Source organism: Streptomyces sp. UNOB3_S3 (genome assembly GCF_020740895.1).
In the GTDB taxonomy this organism is placed as follows: Bacteria; Actinomycetota; Actinomycetes; order Streptomycetales; family Streptomycetaceae; genus Streptomyces.
In genome coordinates, this window is record NZ_JAILXP010000476.1 from 1 (window position 1) to 4,679 (window position 4,679).

The window sequence follows — 4,679 nt, forward strand, 5'->3', positions numbered from 1 at the left end:
GCCGTGGCGGCGACGGCGCCGAAGGTGGCGGCACCGGCGACGGCCACCGCCACGCTGCCGGTGATCACACGGGCGCGGACGGAGAACTTCTGCGGGCTCTTCATGGGAACTCCTGTCGGAACTGATCGGGGCCGATCGGGACGTCTCCATCCTCGAAGCGATCACGGCCCCTCCCGGTCGTCGGTCCGGTGGGTATCGGCGAGCGGTACGGACGACACGGGGTCGACCGATCGGATGATGCGAGGGGGACCGCCACGGGTTAGGACAGGAGACGGCACCCTGTTCCGTCGAGCCCGGCGAGGAAGAAGACGCACGTGACCGGCACCACCGCAGCACCCCCGGACCGCGACCCCGACGCGCGGTGGTTCGCCGTCGTCCGGCACACCGCGTTCTTCCTCCTCCTCGGCGCGTCCCTCGTCCGCTTCCTGAGCCGCCACGCCGGCCAGCCGGACACCCCGTGGATCATCGCCCTGAGCACCCTGCTCGGCATCCTCTACGTGCTCGGCGCGGGCCTCGACGACGCCGTCCCGGCGCACCGGCGGCTGTGGCTCGGCGCGGTCGTCGGGGTGTGGGTGGTGCTGGTCGTCGCGGCCCCCAGCTTCGCCTGGTGCGCCGTCCCGCTCGTCTACACCGCCCTGCGCACCCTGCCCGTCCGGGCCTCCCTCGCGCTGATCGCGGGGCTGACGGTCTTCGTCGTGGGCGCGCAGATCAGCCTCTTCGGCTTCGACCCCAACCTCGTCGTCGCCCCGCCCACCGTCGCCGCGCTGGCCACCGCCGCCTTCGTGCACATGGAGCGGCAGCGGGCCCGGCAGGACGCCCTGATCGGCGATCTGCTGCGCACGCGCCGCGAGCTGGCCGCGACCGAGCGCCGGGAGGGCGCGCTCGCCGAGCGGCAGCGGCTGTCGATGGAGATCCACGACACCCTGGCCCAGGGCCTGTCCAGCCAGCAGATGCTGCTCCAGGCGGCCGACCGGATCTGGGCGGACGACCCGGGCACGGCCCGCCACCACGTCCGCGCCGCCGCGGACGTCGCCGCCCGCGGCCTGGCCGAGGCCCGCCGATTCGTCCAGGACCTGGCCCCCGCCGACCTCGCGGACGGGGTGCCCCTGGCGGAGGCGCTGCGCGCCCTGGCCGAACGGGAGCCGGTGCCCGGGCTCACGGTGCGCTTCCACCTGGAGGGGACGCCCGTCCCCCTGCCGGAGAGCGCGGAGTCGGCGCTGCTGCGGATCGCGCAGGGCGCGCTCGCCAACGTCCGCGAGCACGCGGGGGCGAGCACCGTGGCCCTCACCCTCACCTGGCTCGACGACCAGGTCGTCCTCGACGTCGCCGACGACGGGCGGGGCTTCGACGCCTCCGCCGCCCCGGCGGCCGGCCCGGGGCGCGGCCACGGCCTGCCCGCGATGCGGGCCCGTGCGGGCCGGCTGGGCGGCCGGCTGAGCGTGGAGTCCGTGCCCGGCGAGGGCACGGTCGTCTCCGCCGCCACGCCCGTCCGTCTGCTGCTGTGCGACGACCACGCCGTCGTCCGCGCCGGGCTGCGCGCCCTGTTCGCCAGCGAGCCCGGCATCGAGGTCGTCGGCGAGGCGGGCACCGGCGAGGAGGCCGTCGTCATGGCGGCGAAGCTGCGGCCGGACGTGGTGCTGATGGACCTCCAGCTGGGCCCGGGCATCGGCGGGGTGGAGGCCACGCGCCGCATCACCGCCGCGCCGGACGGGGCCCGGGTGCTGGTGCTCACCACCTACGACACGGACGCCGACGTCACCCGGGCCCTGGAGGCCGGGGCCACCGGCTATCTGCTGAAGGCCGAGCGTCCCGAGGAGCTCTTCGCGGCCGTCCGGGCCGCCGCCCAGGGCCGTACGGCGCTCTCCCCGCCGGTGGCCGGCCGGGTCATGGCCCGGCTGCGCGGCACCCGGCCCGCCACCGGCACGCTCACCGACCGCGAGCGCGACATCCTCGGCCAGCTGGCGCGCGGCCTCGGCAACCGCGACATCGCCCGGGCCCTGTTCATCAGCGAGGCCACGGTCAAGACCCACCTGGGCCGCATCTACGCCAAGCTGGGCGTGGACACCCGGGCGGGCGCGGTCGCCGTGGCGAAGGAGCAGCGGCTGCTTCCGTAGTGGCCGGTCAGTGGTGGAACGCCGTGGCCACCCGCTCCGGCCGGTCCAGCGGAGCGTCCTGGCGGCGCAGCTCGGGCAGGAGGGCGCCGAGGTCGTCGAGGAAGACGTCCGCGAGGTCCTGCGAGAACCCGTTGCGGCACACGACGCGCAGCACCGACAGGTCCTGGCGGTCGGGCGGGAACGTGTACGCGGGGACGAGCCAGCCGCGTTCCCGGAGCCGGCGCGAGACGTCGAAGACGTCGAAGTTGGTAATGCCGTCGGCCGTGGTGAAGGCGAAGACCGGCAGTTCGTCGCCGTGCGTCAGCATGCGGAAGTCGCCCAGCTCCCCGATGCGGCGGGCGAGGCCACTGGCGACCGTACGGGTGTTCCGCTGGACGGCCCGGTAGCCCTCGCGGCCCAACCGCAGGAACGTGTAGTACTGCGCGGCGACCTGCGCGCCCGGGCGGGAGAAGTTGAGGGCGAAGGTGGGCATGTCGCCGCCCAGGTAGTTGACGCGGAAGACCAGCTCCTCGGGGAGGGCCGTCCGGTCCCGCCACAGGGCCCAGCCGACGCCGGGGTAGACCAGGCCGTACTTGTGGCCGGAGGTGTTGATGGACGCCACGCGCGGCAGCCGGAAGTCCCACACCAGGTCCTCGTCGAGAAAGGGCGCGATCATCGCGCCGGACGCGCCGTCGACGTGGACGGGGACGTCCAGGCCCGTACGGTCCCGGAGGGCGTCCAGCGCGGCGCAGACCCCGGCGACCGGTTCGTAGGAGCCGTCGAAGGTGGAGCCGAGCACGGCGACGACGCCGATGGTGTTCTCGTCGCACAGCCCGGCGGCGGCGTCCGGGTCGATGTGGAAGCGGTCGCCCTCCATGGGCACCTGGCGGGCCTCGACCTCCCAGAAGTTGCAGAACTTGTCCCAGCAGACCTGGACGTTGGAGCCCATCACCAGATTGGGCCGGGCCCCGCCGCCCGGGTAGCGGTCGCCGTGGGCGAGGGCCCAGCGGCGTTTGAGGGCGAGCCCGGCGAGCATGCAGGCCTCGCTGGAGCCGGTGGTGGAGCAGCCGACAGTGGCGGCCGGGTCGGGGGCGTGCCACAGGTCGGCGAGCATGGCCACGCAGCGCCGCTCCAGCTCGGCGGTGCGCGGGTACTCATCCTTGTCGATCATGTTCTTGTCCCGGCACTCCGCCAGCAGCACCCCGGCCTGGGGCTCCATCCAGGTGGTGACGAAGGTGGCCAGGTTGAGCCGGGAATTGCCGTCGAGCATCAGTTCGTCATGGACGAACTGATAGGCGGCACTCGGGGTCATCGGGCCGTCGGGCAGCCGGTGGCGGGGCGGTTCCAGCGCCATCGAGGAGACGGGGTCCGCCTCCCCGTAGAAGGGGTTGACGGCGTAGCGGCGGCCGGGGTGCCGGTCGTCCCTGCCCCTGTGCAGCGCCATGCGCGTCCTTCCTCACCCGCCGGCCCGGGCGCCGGCTCAGCCCTCGCCGCCCTCCGCGGGCTGCTCCTCCTCGGCCGGTGCGGCCTCCTCGGCGGCCTCGGCGCCCTCCTCCTCTTCTTCCTCCTCCTCGGGGAGCTCCTCCGCCTGGGCGGCGACGACCTGGAGCAGGGACGTGCTCCCATCGACGGCCAGGGAGCTGCCGCGCGGCAGCTCGATGTCCTCGGCGCGAATGGTGTGACCGGCCTCCAGGCCCTCGATGGAGACGGTGAAGGACTCCGGGATGTGGGTGGCCTCGGCCTCGATCGGCAGCGCGTCCAGCATGTGCTCCAGCAGGTTTCCGCCGGGCGCCAGCTCGCCCTCGGTGAGCACCGGGACCTCCACGGTGACTTTCTCGCCCTTCTTCACGGCCAGGAGGTCCACGTGGATCAGGAATCCCTTGAGCGGGTCGCGCTGGATGGCCTTGGGGAGCACCAGCTCGCTCTTGGCCCCCTCGATGTCGAGTCTGATGAGCACGTTCGGCGTCTTCAGGGCCATCCACAGCGCGTGGCCGTCCAGCGCGACGTGCTTGGGGTCGGCACCGTGGCCGTAGATGACGGCGGGGACCCTGTTGTCGCGGCGGATCCGCCGGGCGGCACCCTTGCCGAAGTCGGTACGCGGTGTGGCGGCAAGCTTCACTTCGGCCATGGGGGCACTCCTCGGAATTCGCGTCTCTCCGGCCGCCGAGTTTATTCCGGGTTCATCCGGCCGGAGCGCCCGGGAAATTCTCGATTGCTCCGTTCGGCCGAGAAACCCATTCCCGAATGCCGCACGACGGCCGTGTCGTTGGGCCGGCGCGGACGGGGCGAACCACCCGTCCGCGCGCCCTCTCCGCACGCCGGAGCACGGCCGGGCGGCCGCGCTTCGGCTCACGGGCCGTCACCTGTGAATCACCGGTGACGGCCGGAAAGCACGGTGAAATCATCGTTGGCGCGCAGCATTCCGCAGCCGGTCACCGCCGGGTGCCGCTCGGCTGCGCGGACGCGAGGAAAGGGTGGCCCATGCCAGAAATCCGCCTCGAACCACCGCCGGACCGACCGGGCCTCCCGGAATTCCCAGCCGTCGTGGAGCCCGCCCTCCGCGACATTCCCGGGCCGCCCCCGGCC

Annotated in this window: 2 protein-coding genes and 2 pseudogenes; 2 read left to right on the top strand and 2 right to left on the bottom strand. The window is 73.6% G+C overall.

Translation table 11 applies throughout. From position 1 onward, the window contains the following. Positions 1-314: 314 nt before the first annotated feature. Positions 315-1,490: pseudogene (locus tag K6I33_RS32005) on the top strand (sensor histidine kinase); the annotation flags it as partial. Between the two features lie 18 nt (positions 1,491-1,508). Next, positions 1,509-2,114: pseudogene (locus K6I33_RS32010) on the top strand (response regulator); the annotation flags it as partial. 7 nt (positions 2,115-2,121) lie between these two features. On the opposite strand, the gene K6I33_RS32015 reads toward K6I33_RS32010, so the two are convergent. Further along, a complete protein-coding gene (locus K6I33_RS32015; protein ID WP_229358052.1) occupies positions 2,122-3,537 on the bottom strand; it encodes a glutamate decarboxylase in 1,416 nt (471 codons plus the stop codon). Between the two features lie 36 nt (positions 3,538-3,573). Further along, entirely contained in the window at positions 3,574-4,221 is a 648-nt protein-coding gene (locus K6I33_RS32020) for a 50S ribosomal protein L25/general stress protein Ctc (protein ID WP_229358053.1), read from the bottom strand. Between the last annotated feature and the right edge of the window lie 458 nt (positions 4,222-4,679).